The sequence below is a fragment of the Mesorhizobium sp. M1A.F.Ca.IN.020.04.1.1 genome (assembly GCF_003997315.1).
Lineage (GTDB): Bacteria > Pseudomonadota > Alphaproteobacteria > Rhizobiales > Rhizobiaceae > Mesorhizobium.
Map to the genome: position 1 here is coordinate 1 of NZ_RZSN01000034.1, position 21,284 is coordinate 21,284.

The following is a 21,284-nucleotide window of genomic DNA, read 5'->3' on the forward strand; positions in this document are numbered from 1 at the left end:
GACCAGCAGCTTGCCTCGCGCGGTTGCTGTCATCGACGCCCAAGGGCCGGTGCGCAGCGCACGATGCGCGGCCTCGACGGCGCGGTCGACATCGGCTTCGCTTGCAGCCGGCATCTTCGCCCATGGCGCACCGGTCGACGGATCGACGCTGTCGAAGCTGGCCGACGGCTCGTCGAAGCGGCCGTCGATGAAGTTCCTGAATGCGGCGTCGGTCATGGCCTTGCCCGTTCGTTCGCGATCAGATGAAGGCCGGCATCACCCGGTCGATGAACAATTGCAGCGATTTCTTCTTGCGCTCGTGCGAAAGGCCGCTGTCGATCCAGATCGAGTACTGGTCGAAGCCTAGCGTCTCATAGGCTTTCAGCCGCGCGACCACCTCGTGCGCCTCGCCGATCACCAGGTTCTGGCGCATCTTGTCCGGCGCGTATTGCGGCATGGCCGCGATCTCTTCGGCGCTCAGCGGTTCCAAAATGCCCTGGTGCACCGGCTTCTTGTTCTGGAACCAGGCGCCGAACTGGCAGTAGAAGTTCGACAGATCCTGGCTCAGCCGATCGGCATCGGCGGCGTCCTCGGCGACGAACGTGTGCATCAAGAGCATGATTTCCGGACGCGGGATTTCAGGATGCGCGGCGCAGGCGTCGTTAAACCGCTGCATCAGGCTTGCAACCTCATCGTCGCCGGACGCCAGTGGCGTCACTTGGACCTTGCATCCGTTGGCGACAGCGAAGTCGTGCGAGTTCGGATCGCGCGCCGCCACCCAGATCGGCGGGTAGGGTTTTTGCAGCGGCTTGGGAGAGGAGGTGGTTGGCGGGAACTGCCAGAATTCGCCGCAGTGCTCGTAGTCGCCGTCCCAGAGACCCCGGATCGCCGGAATGATCTCGCGCATGCGCTGCCCGGCGCCCCAGGCATCGAGCCCGGGGAAGACCCGCTGATATTCGTAGCTGTAGGCGCCCCGGGCGATGCCGATGTCGAGCCGGCCGCCGGCAATCACGTCGGTCATCGCCGCCTCGCCGGCAAGCTTGATCGGGTGCCAGAAGGGCGCGATGATGGTTCCGGTGCCGAGGCGGATGCGGCTGGTCTTGGCCGCCAGATAGGCGATGTTGATGAACGGATTGGGCGAGATGGTGAACTCCATCCCGTGATGCTCGCCGATCCAGGCGGTCTCGAAGCCCGCCTCTTCCGCCAGTAGGACCAGCTCACCCAGCTCGCGCAACAACTCCGAATGCGGCTTGACGAGATCCGAGCGTTCCATATGCACGAAAAGCGAGAACTTCATCCCTGGTCACCTGTATTGAGGACGACGGTCCTGGCGAGCGGCCTTACCTCGCCTTCGACCTCGTTGCCGACATAGACGCCGAATGCGTCTTCAGTGCATTCGCGCACATAGCGGGTGAGCATCGAGCGGATGGCCGGATCGGCGATCTTCAAGCCGTCGATCGCGTCGATGTCGATCAGCCGGATGCCGCGATCGCTGGAAGCCGGCACGTCGAAGGTACCGCGATAGTAAACATGGGTGCGCGAGGGATTGCCCGCGTCGTCCCATACGGCGAAGAGGAAGCCGAGCTGGGCCTCGATGGCCTTTGCGGCCAGAAGCCCGTTGAGGCTCTTGCCGTCGCTTGCCGAGCCCAGCCCCCGGCCGCGCGGCAGTTCGAGGAAGCCGTCTGGCGTTTCGAGGAACAGGATACGGCCGCCGTTTTCGAGGATGGCGCCGACATCGGTGCCGGGCTGGGCGGCGGCCAGCGCCTCCTGACTGAGCCCGGGCGTGATGTAGGCGCCGCGGCAATAGCCGAGAGGCTGCGAGGTATTGTGCTGGAAGTCGCGGACGCGGCCGATCAGGATCGAATGGTCGCCCGCCTCGACCAACCGCTCCATATCGCAGTCGAAGGTTGCGACCGAGCCGTCGAGAACCGGACTGCCGGTCTTCCCCGGGCGCCAGTCGACCGACGCGAATTTATCCGCTGCCTTCGAGGCGAAGATGCCGGAGGCCGCTTTCTGGGTCTCGTTCAAAATGTTGATGGCGAAGCTCTTCGATGTCGCGAACACCGGATGACCGAGCGCCTTGTGGGCGATGCAGACCAGCACCAGCGGCGGATCAAGCGACACCGATGTGAACGAGTTGGCGGTGAACCCGCGCGGCTCGCCTTCCGCGCCGATCGTGGTGACGATGGTGACGCCTGTTAGGAAGGAGCCGAGCGCACGCCGGAACTCGCCGCTGTCGAAGCTGGCGTCCGCTGCTGCTCCTTGCTCCAGGCTTTCACCTTCGTTCAGGAACTCGGCGATGCATCGTGAGGTGAGATCCGGTGCCGCCGCCGCCATCATGTGCCTTTGGCCGGCGAGAACGGTGCAGCGGCCATGCGGCGCGAGCCTGGCCATGGCGGCCGACATTGCCGGCGAGGAGTTCTTGTCCTCGGAGCCGGTGATGAACAGCGCCGGCATGGCCAGGGTCTGCAGGCGCTCGGCGTGGTCGCCGTCGGCACGGGCGAACAGGCGATAGGTGCGGGCGTAGCCTTCGGGATCGACCTCGCTCAACGCTGCCGCCGCCTTCCCGGCCGCCGCCGTGAGCTCGGCCGGAACCGGATCGCCGAACCAGCGGGCGATGGTCTGGGCGACCCCCGCCGCATCGCCGTGGCCGGTGAGCGCCGCCGCGCGCTCGAGCACGGCTTGGGCCAGATCAGGCGGACGACGGAACACGGCATTGAGCGACACGACACGGCGGATGCGCTCCGGCGCTAGCAGCGCGAGTTCCTGCGCGACCAAAGCCCCCATCGAGTGACCGACGACGGACACCTTGTCGAGGCCGAGATGATCGAGCAGCCGGATCGCCTGCGCGGCATAGTCGGCGAGTTCCGGCTCCTGCGGCGGCAGCGGCGAGCGGCCGTGGCCAAGCATGTCGATGGCGATCAGGTCGAAGCGGTCAGCCATCCGCTGGATCTGCGGCTGCCAGATCGTCGCGTTCATGCCGACGCCGTGGATGAACAGCACCGGCGCGCCCGATCCGGCGCGGATAAAGCCGGTTCCGTCGGGCGCGGCTGCCCGGGTCCATCCAGGTGCGACGGCGTCAGCCATGCAGGTCGCCCACTTCCTTGAGGTCCTGATAGCGGTCGCCGATGCGATGGTGAGGACGGCCGCCGATCGAAGCACCGAGCGCCACGACCAACTCGTCCGGCGCCGGTGCGTCGCCGATCTGGAAATGCACGGTCAGATAGTGCGAGCGGCGGCCCTCGTCATTCTTGTCCATCAGCGGAATCATGATCGGTGTGTTCGGCCCACCACGCAGATTGGTGAAGGCGAGATAGGTCTTGGCGGCGACGGCGCGGCGATAGTGATTGCCGAAATGCAGTGTGTGGATCAGCGCCGAGGCATGCTCGATCTCGCCCGACGTGCCGCAGATCGCGGCCTTGCCGTAGCCCTCGATCGCCTCGGCCGAGCCGGCGGCGGCAACGATCTCGCGGGTCAGGGTTTCTCCAAGCACCGGCGCAAAGGCGCGGATCTCGGGCGAAAGATCCTCGATGAAGCCGCGACCCGCCCAGGGGTTCGTCAGCACGGCGGCGACGCCGATCAGGCGCAGCGGCTTGGATGCTGCCTTGCCGCCTTCGATCAGCGTGTTCTCGCTGTAAGTGACGATCTTGCGAATGGCCGGCTGCATGGAAACCTCTGTCAGGTGGCGCTCGAGAAAACGCCAACTTCTCTGTCGTCTTATGGTATACCATAGTATGGAGCACCAAATACCTTGTCAACCGGCCATGGAATCTGTTTTCGTGGCGGCCAAGGGAGCAGAGACATGCAGGACGACACGCTTCGCATCGATCGCAGCGCCAAAACCTTGAGAACATTGGCCCTTGAGCGCATGCGCGAGGCCATAATGGATTTTCATTTCCAGCCCGGCGAAAGGCTGGTCGAGCGGCCGCTTTGCGACCAGCTCGGCGTCAGCCGATCGGTTGTGCGCGAGGTCCTGCGGCAGCTGGAGGCTGAAGGCCTTGTGCAGATGATCCCCGGGCATGGTCCGGCTGTGGCCAAACCGGATATCGGCCGCACCGACGAGATCTATGAGCTCAGGGCTTTGCTCGAGGGCATCGCGGCGCGCGCCTGCGCGCAATCGGCCACCAATGGCCAACTGGCCGTACTGGAGCACGCCCTCGGCGAGCTCTTCGAGGCCTGGGCCTCGGGCAAGCCGCCGGCAGTGATGCGCGCGACGACGAAGTTCTACGAAGCGCTTTTCGAGGCTGCGGACAAGCGTGTCGCCTGGGAGATCGTCAGCGGGTTGAATGTGCGCATCAACCAGCTGCGTTCGATGACGATCGCCTCGGCAAACCGTCGCGAGCCGGCGATCGCCGAGATGAACGCGATTATGGATGCGATCCGGGCGCGTAAGCCGCAGGAGGCGGAAGCCGCGGCACGGCGCCACGTCGAATCCGCCTGGAAGATCGCCCGGGACAAACTGCGCCTTGACCCTCTCTAAAGCGCGTCGTGCCGGAACGGATTCAGGCGACGCGCTTTCGCCCAAATCCCGCCATGCCGAATTCCGGTTTATCCTATTGGGGACCTACCTACGAGAAGACGGTCAGGCGAGCTCCGCCACAGCTCTTATCCGACGGTAAATGAAGGGTTCGCCCGCCGCATTGTCTGCCGCGGCGCGCCGCGTTTCGTCGGCGAGCATGCCCACCCGGGCATGGATCGGCGATTTGATGCAGACCGGATCCGTTGCGGCGGCATCGCCGGCAATCGCCATCGCTTGACATCTGCAGCCGCCCCAATCGATCTCGCGCCGCTCGCAGCTTCGGCACGGCTCCAGCATCCATTCGGTACCGCGAAAGGCATTGAATGCCGGTGAATCGGTCCAGATCTCGGCCAGCGAGCGCTCTCCGAAACGCTCGAAGCGGAACGAAGGAATGGTCTGCGCGGCATGGCAGGGCAGCACCGTGCCGTCGGGCGTCACGATGAAGGCGTCGCGCGCCCAGCCGCCCATGCACGGCTTGGGATAGACGGCGAAATGATCCGGCGGGACGAAATCGATGTTGATGACGCCGGCAAGCCGTTCTTGCGCCGCCGCGACGATCTCCGCTTGCCGCTCGACCGCGGCGCGTTCGGGCATCAGCGCATTGCGATTGGCCAGCGCCCAGCCGGCATACTGCACATTGGCGATCTCGAGCCGTTCGGCGTCCAGCGAAAGAGCCAGGTCGATGAATTCCGGCACTTCCTCGATGTTGTGGCGATGGATCGGCGCATTGATGGTGAGCGGCAACCCGGCCGCGCGGGCGCGGCGTGCCGTCTCCAGCTTCTTTTCGTGGCTGCCGCTGTGGTTGCCGATACGGTCGGTCGTCGCCGGGCGGGCGCCCTGGAAGCTCAGCTGCAGGTGGTCGAGCCCGGCTTCGGCAAAGGCCGCGATCCGGCCCTCGGCAATGTTGATGCCGGCGGTGATGAGGTTGGTGTAGACACCGCGCGCCGAAAGCCCGGCGATCAATTGCTCGAGATCGCGGCGCAGCGTCGGCTCGCCGCCGGACAGATGCACCTGCAGAACGCCGAGATCGGCGGCCTGCGAGAAAAGAACGAGCCAGGTCTGGGTGTCGAGCTCACGATTGGCCTTGAGCAATTCGAGCGGATTGGAGCAATAAGGGCACTGCAGCGGGCAGCGATGCGTCAGTTCCGCCAGCATGCCGATCGGAGGCAGAAGCGGCTCGCTCATAGCTTCACCAGCAGCTTGTCCGACCATTCCTGCAGGAAGGCGATGACATCGGCCGCTACGGCCTCCTGTTCAGCATCGTAATCGGCCGCAAGACCAGCGATGATGTAGCCGACCGCGGACCGCCCGTCGCAGCGGCGCAATATGTCGAGACTGATATCGTTCGGCCAGAATACCTTTTCCGGCGAAAGCACGGCGAAGACCTGCCGCACGGGGTCGTACTGAATACGCACGTGCCTCGGCAGCGATGGCATTGATTGCAAGGAGACGATGGCTCTCTCGCGCAGCGCCATCATCGGGTTGCCTCCGGCTGGAAGGCGCCCGGAGGGACGTTTCCCGGCGCGCCATAGGCATGTTGGAGTGCATCGAGCATCGCCCACAATATATCGCATTTGAACACCAGCGCATCGATCGCCCGCTGCTGGCGCTCGGCCGTGTCGGCGTGGCTCAGCACATAGGCGAGGGCGAAGTCGGCGTCGCGCGATGCCTGTTCCGGCCGCCGGCTGAAATAGGCCAGCGTGTCGTCGGTGATGTAGTCGTATTTGGCCAGCATCGCCGGCACTCGCTCGCCGATGATGATCGGCGAGAACATCTCGGTCAGCGACGATGCCACCGCCTCGAGCAGCGTGCGGTTCGTGCAGAAGGAAAGGTAGGCGCCGACGGCGAAGCGGGTCGCCGGCAGCGCCAGCCTTTCGCTCTTGACGGCTTCGGCATCGAGCCCGAGCGAGGTCGCCAGATGCAGCCAGCGCGCGATGCCGCCGCTCCAGCCGTCCTCGCCGTCGTGATCCTCGATGCGTTTGCGCCAGGCGGCGCGAAACGCCGGATCCTCGGCATGCGCCAGGATCATGGCGTCCTTGCGCGGAATGACGGCCTGGTAGCAGTAGCGGTTCAATGCCCAGGCCTGCATTTCGGCCTTCGTCAGCACGCCACTGGTCATCCTGTGATGAAAGGGATGGCGGTTGTGATAACGCTCGGCGCCGACCTGCCGCAGCACGGCCTCGAGCTCGCTCTTGGACAGACCATGTCGCGCCGCGTCGTGGAAGTCGCTCAAAGTTCGATCTCCATTCCGTCGCTCCCGATTTCCCAGCCAGCCGCTCTGACCGCCGCGTGTTCGGCGGAACTCTCGTCGAGAACAGGATTGGTATTGTTGATGTGGATGAAGACGCGGCGGCCGGTCCTCACATCGGCCAAGGCGGCGATCGAACCCGCTTCTCCAGACATTGCGATGTGCCCCATGCGCGCACCGGTCTTCTGGCCGACGCCGGCGATGATCATCTCGTCGTCTGTATAGACAGTGCCGTCGAACAGAAGGCAGGCGGCGTCCGCCAGACGCGTGCGCAGGGCGGCATCGATGCCCGCGCAGCCGGGAATGTAAAAGAAAGCAGCGCGACTTCCAGCCCCGCTGATACGCACGCCGATCGTGGCGCCCGTGTCGGAGCTGAAATCGGCGCTTGGATCGCCTCTTTGCTCGAGATAGAGCGCGATCTTGCCGGGCACGGGAAAGGCGTCGACGACCACGCCGGTCTGCTGGCCGTCCGCGTTGCAGATCGCCACTTGCTCCGTTGGCGCCAGAAGGCGGCGCGGCACGATCGCCGGATCGAGAACGTTGAAGATCGAATTCGCCGCCAGCGTCGCCAGCACCTGTGCCGTTGCATAGATTGCGAAGGGCTGCCGCTCCCGCAGGCTGAGCAGGCCGGCGACATGGTCGACGTCGCCATTCGTCAGCACGACCGCGCGGATGGGCGTCGAGCGCAGCGGCGCATCGGCCGCGGGCTGCAGTTCGGGCGTTTGCGCAATCTGCCGGCCAATGTCGGGCGACGCGTTGAACAGAACCCAGCCTGTCCCGTCAGCCGATACGGCAATGGACGACTGGGTCCGCGAATGCACGCCAGCCATGCCGCTCCGAGCCGAGCGGCTCAGGCGATAGTTGCAGTTCCATTGCGGAAAGCCGCCTCCCGCCGCCGATCCTATGATCTTCACGCGCATGGCGATGCCTGCTCTGCGGCCCATTTGACCGGCGCCAAATTCTCGGTGGCAAACGGCTTCGCACCCGCGCTTCCCGCGGCAGCCCCCGTCTCGACGACCTCAAGCGGCAAGGGGATGCATGCCCCCACAGCCAGGGACACGCAGCTCTGCGGCCTACTTCCTGGGAGGCGTTTCAGCAGGCAGATACCGCGAAATCTCGAAGCCCGCGGCAACCTGGCACATCGTCGGTTTCTTCCAGCTCTTCTTCTTCATTGCATTCTCCTCTTTAGCCAGCCCGAAGGGACCGGCCCTCATTGGCGCCATTGCGGGCAATGCAATGGCTCATCCATCACCTCACAAACGGACAAATGAAACGCTGGGTTCTCAAACAGCCAAAACCCAGGAACAAAACACAACTGCCTAGCTCAGGGATGAGTTCCTTAGCTTCGTGTCTCTCCCGTTCGATCAAGCTCACCCCGGCGACCAGTTGCGGCACCTTGCGCTGCATGCAGGGCCCAGTCCGGATCGGTGTTCGCGGCCGTGGCGCCGGCGTGGGGCATGAGCATGACAGCCGCAACCAGGCTGCGAACCAGGCGCATCCGTTCCATCAACCGTTTCCTCCCGCGCCTTGTTTGCGGGTTATCAGTCCGCGCGAAGGGTCATAAGCGATGATGGCCCCCCCGAGAAACAGCAGCGTGCAGCCGGCGACGACGCCCAGCGACACCCAATCGATCTGCCCGTAGAAGGCGAAGCGGATCAACTCGACGGCATAGGTAAAGGGGTTGGCGAGGCAGAGCTTGTAAAGCAGCGGGCTCGCTTCCTGGATGCGCCACAAAGGATAGAGCGCCGGCGACGCGAAATAGCCGGGAAAGATCACGAAGTTCATGATGCCGGCAAAATTCTCGAGCTGCTTGATCATCGAGGACAGGAGCATGCCGAGCGCGCAAAGCATCATCCCCGACAGGAACAGGGCCGGCAGCACGCATACGTAACCGAGCGGCGGCGCCTTGACGCCCCAGAACCAGGCAACGATCAGAAAGGCATAAACCTGCGCGATCGACACGGAGACGCCGGCGAGCATCTTCGACACCAGCAGATACCAGCGGGGAAATGGGCTGACCAGCAGGATGCGCATATTGCCCATCTCACGGTCGTAGACCATCGACAGCGAAGACTGCATGCCCGAGAACAGCAGGATCATGCCGCACAAGCCCGGCGTGATGTAGACCTCGTAGAGCACGTAGGTCTTGTAGGGCGGGATGATCGAGACACCGAGCACCTGCCGGAACCCGGCGGCAAAAATGAACAGCCAGACGAGCGGTCGCACCAGCGACGAGATGAAGCGCTCGCGCTGGTGCAGGAAGCGCAGCCCTTCCCGCACGACGACGCCTTTGAGGCAGATGAGGTAGTGACGAAAGCCGAACGCGTCGGACTTCACCGGGGTGACGGCGGCGACCTTTTCTGGCATTGCGGGAGTGCTCATGGCGAGATCTCCGCCTGGCCGGCTGCTTCGCCGCGGCTGAGTCTGGAAAAGGCGTCGCGGATCGACGCGGCACCACTCGCTTTGACCACGTCGGCCACTTTGCCTTTGGCGACCAGGTCACCTTGCCGCAGCACGACGACATGGTCGCCATCTTCAACCTCGTCGATCAGGTGGGTGGCCCAAAGCACGCCGATGCCCTCGGTTTCGACCAGCTTGCGGATGGTGGCGAGAATGCCCGCGCGCGACTGGATGTCGAGACCCACCGTCGCCTCGTCGAGCAGCAGCAGGGACGGGCGATGGAGCAGCGCCCGGGCGATCTCGATGCGCCGCATCTGGCCGCCGGAAAGGCTGCGAGCCTTGTCATGCTGACGGCCTTGCATGTCGACTGTCTGGATCATCGCTGCAATGCGCTGTCGGGCTTCGTGCCGTCCGATGCCGTGCAGCGAGGCGTGATAGGAGAGGTTCTGGTATACGCTCAGGTCGAGGTCGAGCGTGCGCGCCTGGAACACGATGCCGACCCGCCTGAGTGCCTCGCCGGACGCACGGCTGACGTCATGGCCGAAGATGCGGATCGATCCCTGGCGCGTGTCGTAGAGATGGCTGATCAGCGAGAACAGGGTCGTCTTGCCGGCGCCGTTGAGACCGAGAAGGGCGGTGAAAGTCGCCGGCGCGATCGAGAACGAGACGTCGTTGAGCGCCCGCTTCGGGCCATAGGAATGGCTGACGCCGGCGACATCGAGTGCCGCCGCTCCGATCCCCGTTTTCGCCGTCCTCGCATGCTGCATGGATGCTCCTTCAGGATGCTATCTAGCGCGCTCGACGTCTTTGGCCCCGGCTTCAGGCCTTAATCTTTCGGCTGCTTTTCTATTTGGGCGATATGACCACGCCCCACGGCTGCTGACCCACGGTGACCGACTGAACCGGCTCCTCGGTCGCCGTATCGATGAAAGTGATGTCGTTGGAATTGCCGTTCGTTGTGATCAGTGTCTTCTGATCCGGGGTGAAGTCCAGATGCCAGGCGCGCTGTCCGACGAGGATGTAGTTTTCCACCTCGTAGGTTTCGGTGTTGATCACTGCGACATGGTTCGCCGGGCCGAGCGCGATATAGGCCTTCTTCCCGTCGGCGCTGATGGCGATGCCGACCGGCTGGATGGTTTCGGCTCGCAGTCCGGGAATCGCGAACTTGATCCTCTTCACGACCTGGCGCTTGGCGTTGTCGATGACGCTGACGGTGCCGCCGATCTCGGCACTGACCCAGGCCTGCGAGCCGTCGGGCTTGAACGCGGCGAAGCGCGGGCGCGTGTCGACCAGCACGTTGTCGGTTACCTCATGGCTCTCGGTGTCGATGAAATGCGCCATGCTGGTGGTCTCCGAGGTGTTGACCAGGGTCTTGCCGTCGGGGCTGACGGCCATGCCTTCGGGTTCCACGCCGACCGGGATCTCGGACGTGACTTGCTTGCTGTCGAGGTCGATCGCGGTGACCAGATTGTCGTTTTCGTTGGCGACGTAGAGCGCCTTGCCGTCGGGCGAAAGCACGAACAATTCGGGATCGTCGCCGGAGGGCAGCGTGCCGACGACCTGCAGCGTCGTGGTATCGATGATTTGGATCGTATTGTCGTCGCTGGCGCACAAATAGATGAACTTGCCGTCGTGCGAGATGGTGATGCCGCGCGGTCTCTGGCCGACGTCGACGGTCTTGACCACCTGCATGGTCGCCGTATCGACGACGGTCATCGTATTGTCCTTCTCGTTTGAGACATAGGCCGTGTAGGCCGATGCCGGGCCGGCCATGACGCCGGTTGCGAGAATGGCGAGTACGCAAGCTCGGCTCTGCACGAATTCCTCCCGATCGGCGCTACCTGAGAACGCATTTCGTTTCCGGCTGATCGATGCCGAGGGTGTCGAGTTCGGAGACTTGGTGGAGATAGCCCTCCTGGGGAGATGTCGAGACGACCGATTTGGCATCGCCAAGCAGGATCGGCTGGCGAAGCTGGAGGTTCCATTTGCGGAAGGTCAGCTTCTGTCCCTTGAACGCGGCAACCGAGAAGTCGTCCGAGCGGATGTAATCGCTGATCTTTTTCGGATCGTCACCATTGGTGCGCGTGGTGGCTTCGCCGACGGCCCGCACGGCCGTCCAGGCCGACATGTCCTTGGACATCATTCGCCGGCCTGCCGTCTTCAGGAAGCGATTTTGCATTTGAATGCCGCCCCACTGTTCACTCGCGGGATGCCATGACGATGCCACAAGACCGGCCGTGCCTGCGACGAGCCGCGGCGTCCAGCTGCGGTAGGGCACGTAGGTCCCGAACACCTCGCTTTCATCGGCCACAAGCAGCACGTCATGCTCCGGCAGGTCCTGCGTGAATACCGAAATCTGTTGCTGTATCTGCGTGGCTCCGGTGTCAGTGCGGCGCGCCGTCCCGGTATCCTTGAATTCCTTCTCCGCGACGATCTGCCCGCCGAAGCGGGCTGCCGCGCGGCGCAACGCGTCGGCATAGAGGCGGTCCTCGTCATGCGAGCCGTAGAGCAGCACCCAGTTCGGCCATTTCTTCACCATCAGATACTGCGCCAGAGCGTCGGCGAGCATGCTTCGCGTCGGCGCGATGTGGAAGACGTTTATGCGGCAGTCCTCCTCGCGCAGTCTGTCGTCGGTGGCGCCCACGTTGAAGATCAGCACGCCCTTGTCGCGGGCGATGTCGGCGATCGACAGCAGCTGCTTGGCCGAGAGGTCCGCGATCACATAGCGGTCGCCTTTGGCATTCAACGCGTTGAATGCCTGAACCGCGTCGGCCTCCGGTTTTATCTCGGTGACGTCGAGGCTGAATTTCTGATTGATGAACCTGCCCGTGGTGTTGTTGTCGCCGATGGCGACATTGGCGCCCGCGACACCTTCGTCACGCGGCGGCTCGTCCAGCAGGGAAAGCGTCAGGCGCGGCGCGTAGGCCCGTAAATAGCCTATCTTGATTTCGGTTGTCTTCTCGTCCGGCTTGATCGCTCCGGCCGGCTGCACGGTCGGTTGCTGGGCGAACGCACGCGGAGCAGCAGCGGTCATCGACAGAAAGCACAAAAGGGCCGCCAAGGTGCCCGACACCGCGCTTGTCATCGACAAATCACCGTTCTTGCGCCTAAGTCCGATCGTTTGCCGGACCAGCGCGAAGTCAAGTGCCCCAAGGCGAACTTAGAGAGCCGGCGGGATTTATCAACCTCGTGAGCAGGACGTCTCCGGCTCTGCTTGCGACGGATCGCGGTCCTCAGGGCAGCTGGCCGCGCGAAGGTCGAAAGCGGCCCGGACGTATCTCAGGGAAGAGGACGCAGGCTGCTTCGACTGAACCATTTGTCTTTCGTCGCCCCCCGCACCGGCACCGGTTCACGCAGGGTTGCGCTCGGGAACCATGGCGCTCCTGAAGCAAACTTGCGATTTGACGCCCTCAGCTTGACCTTGCGGCGAGGCCTGTCCTCTGATTCCCTGATCTTGGCGGGACCATCTGATTCGTTTGCTAGTTGCTCTGGCGCAGCCACTGCGTCCCGTAGAGAGATCACAATGACCGCCAAGCCGGAAATCCTGGAGATGAGACCTAAGATCACCGTTGTCGGGGTCGGTGGCGCTGGCGGAAACGCCGTCAACAACATGATCGCTGAAGGCCTGCAGGGGGTCGAGTTCGTCGTCGCCAATACCGACGCCCAGGCGCTCACCATGTCGAAGTCGCCGCGGCTGATCCAGTTGGGTGCGCATGTGACCGAGGGCTTGGGCGCCGGATCTCTCCCCCACGTCGGCAGCGCGGCCGCTGAGGAATCCATCGACGAGATCATGGATCATCTTACGGGAACGCACATGTGTTTTATCACGGCGGGCATGGGCGGCGGCACCGGGACTGGCGCCGCGCCCGTCATTGCGCGTGCGGCGCGCGATGCCGGCATTTTGACGGTGGCCGTTGTTACCAAGCCTTTCACGTTCGAGGGCAAGCGCAGGTCCCAGGCCGCCGAAGAGGGCATAGAACGCCTTCGCGAAAGCGCCGACACCGTGATCGTCATCCCCAACCAGAACCTTTTCAGGGTCGCCGACGCCAGGACGACGTTTGCCGATGCCTTCGCTATGGCGGACCGTGTTCTCTACGCCGGTGTCGGCTGCATCACGGATCTCATCGTGAAGGAAGGCCTGATCAATCTCGATTTTGCCGACGTGAAGTCGGTGATGCGGGACATGGGCCGGGCGATGATGGGAACCGGTGAAGCCTCGGGGGAGGGCCGCGCAAGGACGGCGGCCGAGGCAGCAATCGCCAACCCGCTGCTCGATGAGGCTTCCATGACGGGCGCCAGAGGCTTGCTCGTATCGATCTGCGGCGGCACGGACATGACGCTCTTCGAGGTCGACGAAGCCGCGACACGGATACGCGAAGAGGTCGACGCCGACGCCGACATTATCGTCGGCGCCATCTTCGACCAGGCGTTGGCCGGAAAGTTTCGGGTGTCGGTCGTCGCAACGGGTCTGCGGAAGAGCGAAGACATGCCGCTGCTTCAGCAGAGGATCGCCTGAAGCCGGCCTTCCTGGTTGGCGAGATCCCGCGGCGAATCTCTGCTCGTCGCTATGATCTGGTTGGCTTTCGGTGGACTGCCAAGGCCCCTGCGGCCGGGATCGCGGCGAGCGATCGTAGCTAGGGTTTTCAGTCGAACGAACTGGAGCAGATCAGCTGGCCGTTTTCTGTAACGGGCCATTCTCTCGGCGACGAAGCCCGGGCGGGCTGCGATCTTTGCGCCGGCGCCGGTGAACATTTTTCCCCTGAGAAAGTTGGAGTGCCTTGGGGAAATATCGGAAAGCCACTTGGACAATACGGGATTAACGGGCAGCACGACCAGTGACGCGGAGGGCGTACTCGCTGTCCGGTCCGCGGGTCTGCAGTGGATCACGGTGGCCGGCTCGTATTTCGCCACTGAGGACGGCGAGCCGTGGATGCCGATCGGGCAGAATGACGCGATAAGCTGGCCTGAGCTAAATGGGCTGTTCCGGCGCAAGGACATAGCCGGCGTGGAGGCTCACCTCCGCTGGCTTAGGCAAAGCGGCGTCACCTGCCTCAGGCTGATGCTGGAATATGCTCAGGTCCGCCACCGCTACTTCGAGCGGCCGCTCGGTCGCTTCGTCCCTGCCATGGTGCGGCTGTGGGACGATCTTTTTCGTCTCTGTGAAAAGCACGGCTTGAGAATACTGCTCACCCCGTTCGATACATTTTGGCAGTGGCGGCACTGGCGTCATCACCCCTATAATCAGAGGAACGGCGGCGCGCTGGATCAGCCCTCGCGCTTTCTGGTCTGCACGGCCACGCGCCGCGCCATCAAGGCAAGGCTGGAATTCGCGGTGCGCAGATGGGGCGGCAGCGGCGCGCTCTTCGCTTGGGACCTCTGGAACGAGATCCATCCCGAGCAGGCCGAAGGCAGCGCCGACGATTTCGGCGACTTCATCCACGATCTCGGTGCTTTCGTTCGCCGGCTGGAGATTTCGCTCTACGGCCGCTCCCACCCCCAAACGGTTTCGCTCTTCGGACCGGAGCTTCGCTGGCGGGCGCACATGCCGCTCCGCGAACCTATCTTCCGGCATCCGGATCTCGACTTCGCCTCCCTCCACATCTACGAGGAAGGCACGATCGATCATCCCCGCGACACAGTGGCCCCGGCGCTCGGCCTGGGGCGGATCGTCGGCGAGGCCCTGGCCGAAACTCGCGATGGCCGGCCGTTCCTCGACAGCGAACATGGCCCGATCCATACCTTCAAGGACAAGAAGATCACGCTGCCGGAGCCGTTCGATGACGAATATTTCCGCCATATGCAATGGGCGCACCTGGCTGCCGGCGGTGCCGGTGGCGGCATGCGCTGGCCGAACCGTACGCCGCATGTGCTCACACCCGGCATGCGGCGGGCGCAGCGCTCGCTGGCGGGTTTCCTGCCGCTGATCGACTGGAGTGGGTTCCGACGTGTCCATCTCGGCGGCCGGGTGCGGGTTTCCCGCCCCGATATCGCGGCGGTAGCCTGCGGCGACGATGCCCAGGCGGTGGCCTGGCTGGTTCACCGCGAGACGATCGGGCCCAACGGCATGCTGCGGGCCGTCGCGCAAACCGAGCCCGTCATGATCGACCTGCCTGGGCTGGCTCCGGGTAGCTACCGGATAGTCGGCTGGGATACTGCGGCCGGCACGCAAGCGGCGGAATGGCGGGCGCAAGCGGACGGTAGGTTGAAGCTGGAGGTGCCACCGTTCGCGACCGATGTCGCGCTGGCGATCCGCCGATGCTGAGAGGGACCGAAGCCAGCCCGTCCGTCTCTGCTTTGCCTTGCTCGATGGCAGCTCCGAGACCTTGCCGAGACCGACCGGGAGTATCGGCGGTCTTCTACATTTTCGCGGCTGAGCGGGGAACACTTCATCCACCTTCGGGTTCGGAAGTATGCGTCATGCCCCACCCGCGGCAGCCCACTCAGCTTCGGCAATGAACGAGGACCCGATTCTTCCACTCGCTAAAGCGATCCGAGAGCGCAATGCGGTGCTCTTTGTCGGAGCTGGTGTTTCGATGAGCGTGGGGCTGCCTTCCTGGGAGAAGCTGATTGAACGCATGGCGAGCGAACTCGGCCTGGATGGGGCGAGACCGCGTGATCGCTTCCAAACCCTGGCCGAGTATTACCGGATCAAGCATGGCAGCATCGGGCCGTTGCGTAGTTGGATGGACAGGCACTGGACCGTGACGAGGGAGAAGATTCGGGAGTCCGAACTGCATCGTCTGATCGTCGCGCTGGATTTTCCGGTGATCTACACCACCAACTATGACCGGAACCTCGAAGTCGCCTTTGAGATACACGGCCGCGCATATGTGAAGGTGGCAAATGCTAGGGATGTCTCGAAGGCTCGCCGGGACGTCGCTTGCATCGTGAAATTCCACGGCGACTTCGATGACGATTCCTCGCTGGTCCTTACGGAAACCGACTATCTCGATCGGTTATCCTTCGATTCGCCGCTCGATGTGCGGTTTCGTTCCGATGCGCTGGGCAGCACGGTTCTGTTCGTCGGCTATAGTCTCTCGGACCTGAACATCCGGCTGCTGTTGCATCGGCTTTGGCAGACATGGAACCGTTCGGGCTACGAGGCGGATCGGCCGCCGTCATACATTTTCATGGCGAGCCGAGACCCCGTCGAAGAAGCCGTGTTGGGGCGTTGGGGTATCTCCGTGCTCACAGGCGACAACGACGATCCGGAAGTCGGTCTCGTGAGTTTCCTCAGTCGGCTGGCCGAGGTTGTGAACGATCAGGAGATCACGCTGGGCTGAACGCCGTTCAGCACGCGGCAAGAACGAAGAATTTGCCCAACCCAAAGAGGGTTTCGGCCGTTGGTCGACCGTGCCGGCCAATGCAAGGAGTAGGAATGTGCCGCAAGCCGTTAGCCCAAACGTGAATCCGGCTGCCAGCGCGGTCACATTCGACAGTTTTTTCATGGGCGGTTTCGAATGCTCCTCGCACCGGCGAAAGGATGGCGTGCGTCTCGATCTCGTGCGGGCGACTGGCCATGATTCTCACGCAGAACGCGACTATCGCGGCTGCGCGAACCTTGGGCTCAGAACTGTTCGTGACGGGCTACGCTGGCACCTGATCGAGAAGGCGCCGGGCGTGTACGATTGGTCGAGTTGGGCGCCGATGATCGAAGCGGCAAATCTCGCCGGCGTTCAGGTCATCTGGGATGTCTTTCACTACGGAACCCCCGATTATCTTGACCAGGGCGGGAAGGAGCTGATCGAGCGCTATGCCGATTTCGCAGCGGAAGCTGTCCGGTTGCATCGGGCCGTCAGCGGGAAGCCTGCGCTCGTCTGCCCGATCAACGAGATATCGTTCTTCGCCTGGGCAGTCGAAGTGGGCTATTTTCCACCGGCCGGCCCAAGGCGAAGGGGTTGGTTCAAACGCCACCTCGTCAAGGCTGCCGTGCAAGGCATACGAGCCATGCGCCAAGCGGATCCAGAATGCCGGTTCATCTGGGCCGAGCCGCTTATTCACATCGCGCCGCGCGATCGAAGCCGCGCGGAAATGCGGGCGGCTGAAAAAGTCCGTCAAGGACAGTTCGAAGCGTACGACATGCTGATGGGGCGCGTCGAGCCGCAGCTTGGCGGCAGCGAAGATCTCATCGATGTCATCGGTCTGAATTTCTACCCGCACAATCAGTGGTACCTGCACGGGCCAACAATCCCGATGGGGCATCACGAATACCGGGCTCTGTCGGAAATGCTCGTCGAGGTCGCCCAGCGCTACCGACGGCCGATGTACATTGCAGAGACCGGTGCGGAAGGATCGGGAGGCCCGGCATGGCTCCACTATGTGTGCGACGAAGTGCGTGACGCCGTGAGCCAAGGCGTCACGATCGGGGGAATCTGCCTTTATCCGATCACGGCTTATCCGGGATGGGACAATTCACGCCATGCGGAAGTTGGTCTTTTCTCCGTCATCCATGCGGATGGATCGCGCCGCACCCGTCAGTCGATGGCCGATGAACTGGCGAGGCAGCAGAGGCTGTTTGAGAAGCATTCTCGACCCACGCAGCCTTGCATGCCGGAGTAGCAAGCGGCTTTAGCCCGGCACAGCCATTGCCGGCTGCAAGGCGCCTCCAATTGGGACCGTCTTCTGAATGCGGGCGAAAGTAGCCAGAGCCTGACCCACGACCTGGTCCATGTTGTAATAGCGGTACGTCGCAAGGCGTCCGACAAACCAGACATCCGGGCGACTGGCGGACAAGGCTTCATATTGCTTGTAGAGCGCTTCGTTTTCCGGCCGGGGCACCGGATAGTATGGATCGCCAATGTCGGTCGGGTATTCATAGGTGAGGCTTGTCCGGGCGTTCTTCTGACCGGTCAGATGCTTATACTCGGTGATCCGGGTGAAGTCCTCCGTTTGCGGATAGTTGACCACAGCGACCGGCTGGAACTGTTCACAGTCGACGGTCACGTGCTCGAAACGCAGTGAGCGATACGGCAGGCGGCCAAGTCTCCAGTCGAAGAATTCGTCGACAGGGCCGGTGTAGATCAGCTTGCGGAACGGAATCCGGTCCCGGACCTCACGATAATCGGTCTGCAGCATGATCTTGATATTGGGATGGTTGAGCATGCGCTCGAACATGCGCGTGTACCCGTTCGCGGGCATGTGCTGGAAGCTGTCGCCGAAGTAGCGGTCGTCGCGGTTGGTCCTGGTCGGAACCCGGGCGGTTACCGATTTGCTGAGCTGGGAGGGGTCTACGCCCCATTGCTTCCTGGTGTAGCCGCGGAAGAATTTCTCATAGAGTTCCCGCCCGACAGTACTGACCACGACGTCCTCGGCCGTGTGGACTTCCTCGATGGTCTCGCGGCGAGACGCGAAGAAGTCTTCCAGTTCCACCGGATCCAAATCGAGACCATAGAGGCGGTTGATCGTATCGAGATTGATGGGGATCGGGAGAAGCATTCCGTCGACCGCCGCCAGCACACGATGTTCATACGGCCGCCATGTCGTGAAGTGTGACAGATAATCCACGATGGACCGCGCATTTGTATGGAATATGTGCGGCCCGTAGCGGTGGATGAGGATGCCTGCTTCGTCGTAGCAGTCATAGGCGTTGCCACCGATGTGATTGCGGCGATCGATGAGGAGAACGCTTTCTCCCCGCTGCGAGGCAATGCGTTCGGCGAGAACGCTGCCGGCGAAGCCGGCGCCGACGATCAGCCAGTCGAACATGGTCAGGCGCTCCTGCGGAACGGGACGACCTTTTTCCGAGCACTGGCGTTCCTGATGTGAGCGGCCATGCCATTCCATGTGCGCTTCCAGGACATGTCCGCGAGATAGGCATCGACCTGCGACAGCCGCGCCTCGCGCGATTGGTTAAGGACGGATCGCAGCTTGGTGTCGACGTCCTCGGCGTCCACTATGTCGACGAGCCCGGCTGCGCCGTAGGTTCGCACAACATCGACGATTGCTGTTGAGACCACCGGCAGGCCAGCGGCGAGGAACTCAGGCGTTTTTGTCGGGCTGATGAAGCGAGTGGCCTCGTTGAGCGCGAACGGCATCCAGCCGGCGTCCCAGTGGCGCAGATAATCTGGAAGGTCGGCATAGGCTTTCCCGCCGAGCCAATGCAGATTGCCCGCTGTCGGCAGGCTGCTCGGGTCGATCTTGACCACCGGACCGAGCATGACGAAATGCACGTCTGGCATCGCCTTGGAGGCCTGGGCCACGAGATCGATGTCGAGGCGCTCGTCGATGACGCCGAAGAAGCCCACCCGTGGATGAGGAATGCCGAATTGATCGGCAGGGTCCTTGCCGGGTGTCCTTGCCTTGTGGAAGTGGCTGACGTCGATGCTGCTCGGAAACGGATAGATGGCACGGTGCTGGCAGCGCTTCGCTTCAAAGAGGCTCAAGCCGCCGGTGAAGACCACGTCGGCGCGCCCGAAGAGGGCTCGCTCCATCATGGCCAGCTCGGTTGGCGCATTCTTGAACGCCGAAAGTTCGTCCATGCAGTCATAGACGCAGACATCGCAATTGATGTGCGCGCTGAAGCGTAGGGCCATGGGCGTGTAGTACCAGGCGGTCAGGTTAGTGTGCGGCGTCGAAGCGATGATCCGGTCGAGATATTTGCGCTGCACGGCATCAGCTCTGGCCGGGCTTGTGCCAATTGGAAGCAGAGGAGTCGCGACCCGAATTGCCGGCGCCACCTCTGAGAAACGCATCGAAGGATGCGAGCGCTCCTCGAAAACAGGTTCCTCGAAATAGATAATCTCATGTTCCTTCGCGGCTAAGGTAAGAATATGTTGTGGACGCTGATAGACAAAATTCCATCGTAAATGAGAGAAGCATACCAGTAAGTCTTGCGTCTTCGTGGTTTTTCTGCGAGTTGGTATTCTTATTGCCGCGTCCATACAAATTTTCCCTAGTGGCAGAACGATGTATATTGCGATTAACATTTGTTAATCGCAGGCAGCGGAGGCGAGATCCACCTTTCCGTCTAACTTTCCGTCGAATAACTTGTTCCAGCCGCGAACCGTTAAAGCGGCGAAGGATCATGCCGCGGTGCTGCTGCCCCTTTGGGAGGTGGAGCCAAGATTCGCACGCAGGTTCTTGGGGACGGTCACTCGGTGGCCGTATTTCGGTAGCATCGGGCAGCTAAGCTGTTCGACGGCTCCAACGATTCGCCTGGACCGGAGCCAAACGAGCCTCAAACGGCCGGCAATTGCTGGGGCAAGTGATGAAGATCGAGTTCGAGACGAATGTGTTCCCGCTCTTCCATCCGCAGGCGGTGGATGATCTCAAGGATCCATGCCCCGTCTTTGACGGCAGGCTTTGGCACGTCTTCGGCTCGAGCGGCACGGTAACAACCGAGAGTTGGAAGATACTTCACGCAACCGCGCCGGAGCTGCATGGTCCCTGGACGGAGCACGAGCCCATCGAGCTTCCTGTCACAGGATCGGGCGTTGCCGCGCCCGGTGTTGTCTACGAGCTCGGCGTCTTCCACATGTTCATCCAGACCGAGTTCATGAAGTCCGGCGGCCGCTGTGAGCACGCGGTGTCGAATGATGGCTTCAACTGGGTGGTGCTCAACCCGGCAATCCTGTCGATCCCTGGCACGGACGAAGATGGGATCTATGATCCGCATCCGGCGATCATCGGCGGCAAGCGCTACATCGTCTATTCCGGCATGCCGAAATTCAGTCGTGTGCCGCAACCCGATGTCTACCTGGCGCGCAGCCAGTCGGACTCGTGGTTCGGACCTTGGAAGCGGCTGGGCAAGATCCTCGACCATAGTGAGATCCCACACCACAATACGCGCGATGATCCCGACTACGAGTGGGGGATCGAAGGCGCCCAACTGGTCGAGCTCCCCGATGGCCGCGTGCTTCTGAACGCCACGTGCTTCCTTCCGCGGGGAGCGCGAGGCAGCCGACAACGCGTGTTTTTCGCCATCGCCGCCGAGGTTACCGGACCGTACGTTTCGATCGGTCCGGTTCTTGATCCAGGCGGGCCAGGAGAAAACGGTCACTCGACCGTCATGATCGAGGGCGAACAGCTCACGCTTTTTTACCAGAGCCGTGTCGCGGCGACGAACCATCGCTGGCGATATGGCCTCGCCAGATGCGATATCAGCGTCCTGTCGAAGGTTGCGTGACAGCCCAGGTTCCG

General features: G+C 62.8%; 20 protein-coding genes. 6 read left to right on the plus strand and 14 right to left on the minus strand.

Annotated features, from left to right (window positions below; genetic code table 11):
* From EOA49_RS10000 to EOA49_RS10015, 4 genes are all read right to left on the minus strand, one after another.
* The coding region (locus EOA49_RS10000; RefSeq protein WP_127243135.1) for an aldehyde dehydrogenase family protein at positions 1–216 on the minus strand (216 nt) is incomplete at its 3' end.
* Positions 217–238: 22 nt separating this feature from the next.
* Positions 239–1,276 carry an LLM class flavin-dependent oxidoreductase gene (locus tag EOA49_RS10005; RefSeq protein ID WP_095826031.1) on the minus strand — a complete coding sequence of 346 codons (1,038 nt, stop codon included), beginning with the start codon at positions 1,274–1,276 and terminating at the stop codon, positions 239–241.
* Entirely contained in the window at positions 1,273–3,066 is a 1,794-nt protein-coding gene (locus EOA49_RS33950) for an alpha/beta fold hydrolase (protein ID WP_095826030.1), read from the minus strand. Before EOA49_RS33950 ends, EOA49_RS10005 begins: the two co-directional genes overlap by 4 nt.
* Positions 3,059–3,646: an amino acid synthesis family protein gene (locus EOA49_RS10015; RefSeq protein WP_067328500.1), complete on the minus strand. Its 588-nt coding sequence runs from the start codon at positions 3,644–3,646 to the stop codon at positions 3,059–3,061. Before EOA49_RS10015 ends, EOA49_RS33950 begins: the two co-directional genes overlap by 8 nt.
* Before the next feature lie 135 nt (positions 3,647–3,781).
* Between EOA49_RS10015 and EOA49_RS10020 the strand changes: the two genes are divergently transcribed.
* Positions 3,782–4,459: a GntR family transcriptional regulator gene (locus tag EOA49_RS10020; RefSeq protein WP_095777416.1), complete on the plus strand. Its 678-nt coding sequence runs from the start codon at positions 3,782–3,784 to the stop codon at positions 4,457–4,459.
* A gap of 102 nt (positions 4,460–4,561) precedes the next feature.
* Here EOA49_RS10020 and pqqE read toward each other — a convergent pair whose 3' ends face one another.
* The 8 genes from pqqE to EOA49_RS10065 form a co-directional block, all read right to left on the minus strand.
* The gene (gene pqqE / locus EOA49_RS10025; protein WP_127241177.1) at positions 4,562–5,683 is read right to left on the minus strand and encodes a pyrroloquinoline quinone biosynthesis protein PqqE; all 1,122 of its coding nucleotides are present in this window, start codon (positions 5,681–5,683) and stop codon (positions 4,562–4,564) included.
* Positions 5,680–5,976, minus strand: a complete 297-nt coding sequence (gene pqqD / locus EOA49_RS10030; protein WP_127241178.1) for a pyrroloquinoline quinone biosynthesis peptide chaperone PqqD — start codon at positions 5,974–5,976, stop codon at positions 5,680–5,682. Before pqqD ends, pqqE begins: the two co-directional genes overlap by 4 nt.
* Positions 5,973–6,731, minus strand: coding sequence for a pyrroloquinoline-quinone synthase PqqC (gene pqqC, locus EOA49_RS10035; protein WP_095826027.1), 759 nt, complete (start codon positions 6,729–6,731; stop codon positions 5,973–5,975). The genes pqqD and pqqC overlap by 4 nt, the downstream gene beginning before the upstream one ends.
* Complete coding sequence (gene pqqB / locus EOA49_RS10040; protein ID WP_095826076.1) at positions 6,728–7,666, minus strand: pyrroloquinoline quinone biosynthesis protein PqqB; 939 nt, start codon at positions 7,664–7,666, stop codon at positions 6,728–6,730. Before pqqB ends, pqqC begins: the two co-directional genes overlap by 4 nt.
* A gap of 586 nt (positions 7,667–8,252) precedes the next feature.
* The gene (locus EOA49_RS10050) at positions 8,253–9,113 is read right to left on the minus strand and encodes an ABC transporter permease (RefSeq protein ID WP_164746839.1); all 861 of its coding nucleotides are present in this window, start codon (positions 9,111–9,113) and stop codon (positions 8,253–8,255) included.
* Positions 9,114–9,124: 11 nt separating this feature from the next.
* Positions 9,125–9,913, minus strand: a complete 789-nt coding sequence (locus tag EOA49_RS10055; RefSeq protein ID WP_127241180.1) for an ATP-binding cassette domain-containing protein — start codon at positions 9,911–9,913, stop codon at positions 9,125–9,127.
* 79 nt (positions 9,914–9,992) lie between these two features.
* A complete protein-coding gene (locus EOA49_RS10060; RefSeq protein ID WP_127241181.1) occupies positions 9,993–10,964 on the minus strand; it encodes a YVTN family beta-propeller repeat protein in 972 nt (323 codons plus the stop codon).
* Positions 10,965–10,983: 19 nt separating this feature from the next.
* On the minus strand, positions 10,984–12,231 hold the full coding sequence (locus EOA49_RS10065) for an ABC transporter substrate-binding protein (protein ID WP_127241182.1): 1,248 nt from the start codon (positions 12,229–12,231) through the stop codon (positions 10,984–10,986).
* A 438-nt stretch (positions 12,232–12,669) separates the two neighbouring features.
* Between EOA49_RS10065 and ftsZ the strand changes: the two genes are divergently transcribed.
* The 4 genes from ftsZ to EOA49_RS10085 all read left to right on the plus strand — a co-directional run bounded on the left by ftsZ (position 12,670) and on the right by EOA49_RS10085 (position 17,705).
* A complete protein-coding gene (ftsZ, locus tag EOA49_RS10070) occupies positions 12,670–13,662 on the plus strand; it encodes a cell division protein FtsZ (RefSeq protein WP_127243137.1) in 993 nt (330 codons plus the stop codon).
* 285 nt (positions 13,663–13,947) lie between these two features.
* Positions 13,948–15,408, plus strand: coding sequence for a hypothetical protein (locus EOA49_RS10075; RefSeq protein WP_206519872.1), 1,461 nt, complete (start codon positions 13,948–13,950; stop codon positions 15,406–15,408).
* Between the two features lie 190 nt (positions 15,409–15,598).
* The gene (locus EOA49_RS10080; protein ID WP_095829150.1) at positions 15,599–16,429 is read left to right on the plus strand and encodes an SIR2 family protein; all 831 of its coding nucleotides are present in this window, start codon (positions 15,599–15,601) and stop codon (positions 16,427–16,429) included.
* A gap of 97 nt (positions 16,430–16,526) precedes the next feature.
* Positions 16,527–17,705, plus strand: a complete 1,179-nt coding sequence (locus tag EOA49_RS10085) for a beta-glucosidase (RefSeq protein ID WP_127239811.1) — start codon at positions 16,527–16,529, stop codon at positions 17,703–17,705.
* A 9-nt stretch (positions 17,706–17,714) separates the two neighbouring features.
* Here EOA49_RS10085 and glf read toward each other — a convergent pair whose 3' ends face one another.
* Positions 17,715–18,851: a UDP-galactopyranose mutase gene (glf, locus tag EOA49_RS10090; RefSeq protein WP_095826020.1), complete on the minus strand. Its 1,137-nt coding sequence runs from the start codon at positions 18,849–18,851 to the stop codon at positions 17,715–17,717.
* Between the two features lie 2 nt (positions 18,852–18,853).
* Positions 18,854–20,026, minus strand: coding sequence for a glycosyltransferase (locus EOA49_RS10095; protein ID WP_127239812.1), 1,173 nt, complete (start codon positions 20,024–20,026; stop codon positions 18,854–18,856).
* Positions 20,027–20,352: 326 nt separating this feature from the next.
* On the opposite strand from EOA49_RS10095, the gene EOA49_RS10100 reads away from it, so the two are divergent.
* On the plus strand, positions 20,353–21,270 hold the full coding sequence (locus tag EOA49_RS10100) for a hypothetical protein (RefSeq protein ID WP_067328531.1): 918 nt from the start codon (positions 20,353–20,355) through the stop codon (positions 21,268–21,270).
* Positions 21,271–21,284 lie beyond the last annotated feature (14 nt).

Bases quoted from the DNA above. Each gene is read 5' to 3' on its own strand.
- EOA49_RS10020 (WP_095777416.1), top strand. From the start codon at position 3,782: ATGCAGGACGACACGCTTCGCATCGATCGCAGCGCCAAAACCTTGAGA.
- EOA49_RS10050 (WP_164746839.1), bottom strand. From the start codon at position 9,113: ATGCCAGAAAAGGTCGCCGCCGTCACCCCGGTGAAGTCCGACGCGTTC.
- EOA49_RS10005 (WP_095826031.1), bottom strand. From the start codon at position 1,276: ATGAAGTTCTCGCTTTTCGTGCATATGGAACGCTCGGATCTCGTCAAG.
- EOA49_RS10055 (WP_127241180.1), bottom strand. From the start codon at position 9,913: ATGCAGCATGCGAGGACGGCGAAAACGGGGATCGGAGCGGCGGCACTC.
- EOA49_RS10100 (WP_067328531.1), top strand. From the start codon at position 20,353: ATGAAGATCGAGTTCGAGACGAATGTGTTCCCGCTCTTCCATCCGCAG.
- EOA49_RS33950 (WP_095826030.1), bottom strand. From the start codon at position 3,066: ATGGCTGACGCCGTCGCACCTGGATGGACCCGGGCAGCCGCGCCCGAC.
- EOA49_RS10095 (WP_127239812.1), bottom strand. From the start codon at position 20,026: ATGGACGCGGCAATAAGAATACCAACTCGCAGAAAAACCACGAAGACG.
- glf (WP_095826020.1), bottom strand. From the start codon at position 18,851: ATGTTCGACTGGCTGATCGTCGGCGCCGGCTTCGCCGGCAGCGTTCTC.
- EOA49_RS10080 (WP_095829150.1), top strand. From the start codon at position 15,599: ATGAACGAGGACCCGATTCTTCCACTCGCTAAAGCGATCCGAGAGCGC.
- ftsZ (WP_127243137.1), top strand. From the start codon at position 12,670: ATGACCGCCAAGCCGGAAATCCTGGAGATGAGACCTAAGATCACCGTT.
- pqqD (WP_127241178.1), bottom strand. From the start codon at position 5,976: ATGATGGCGCTGCGCGAGAGAGCCATCGTCTCCTTGCAATCAATGCCA.
- pqqE (WP_127241177.1), bottom strand. From the start codon at position 5,683: ATGAGCGAGCCGCTTCTGCCTCCGATCGGCATGCTGGCGGAACTGACG.
- EOA49_RS10065 (WP_127241182.1), bottom strand. From the start codon at position 12,231: ATGACAAGCGCGGTGTCGGGCACCTTGGCGGCCCTTTTGTGCTTTCTG.
- EOA49_RS10015 (WP_067328500.1), bottom strand. From the start codon at position 3,646: ATGCAGCCGGCCATTCGCAAGATCGTCACTTACAGCGAGAACACGCTG.
- pqqB (WP_095826076.1), bottom strand. From the start codon at position 7,666: ATGCGCGTGAAGATCATAGGATCGGCGGCGGGAGGCGGCTTTCCGCAA.